Origin of the sequence: Pseudoalteromonas sp. MMG006 (genome assembly GCF_018101025.1) — a bacterium.
In the GTDB taxonomy this organism is placed as follows: Bacteria; Pseudomonadota; Gammaproteobacteria; order Enterobacterales; family Alteromonadaceae; genus Pseudoalteromonas.
The window spans coordinates 1-395 of record NZ_JAGJEJ010000059.1; the positions used below are offsets into that span (position 1 = coordinate 1).

At 39.7% G+C, this 395-nt stretch carries 2 tRNA genes; both read right to left on the reverse strand.

What is annotated here, in order from left to right:
• Positions 1-140 precede the first annotated feature (140 nt).
• Positions 141-216, reverse strand: a tRNA-Ala gene (locus tag J8L73_RS19185).
• A 67-nt stretch (positions 217-283) separates the two neighbouring features.
• Positions 284-360 (reverse strand) — tRNA-Ile (locus J8L73_RS19190).
• Between the last annotated feature and the right edge of the window lie 35 nt (positions 361-395).

The window sequence follows — 395 nt, forward strand, 5'->3', positions numbered from 1 at the left end:
CGAATATTTATCAGAATTTTATTATCAGCTTTTCCAAATTTTTAAAGAGCAGAGAATCAAAAACTTCTCAAAATTAAACACACTCTATTCTCAGGCGATTTTGCTGCCCGATAAAGAATATTTATTTTTAAGAAGTAAAGTGGTGGAGCTAAGCAGGATCGAACTGCTGACCTCCTGCGTGCAAGGCAGGCGCTCTCCCAGCTGAGCTATAGCCCCACATATGCTGGTCTTACTGTTTGTATACCGACTTCATTTTAAGCTTAATGATAAGTTTAAGAAGAAGTGGTGGGTCTGAGTAGATTTGAACTACCGACCTCACCCTTATCAGGGGTGCGCTCTAACCAGCTGAGCTACAGACCCAAACAATAAGTGTTGTTCTCTTTACAATTAACAAT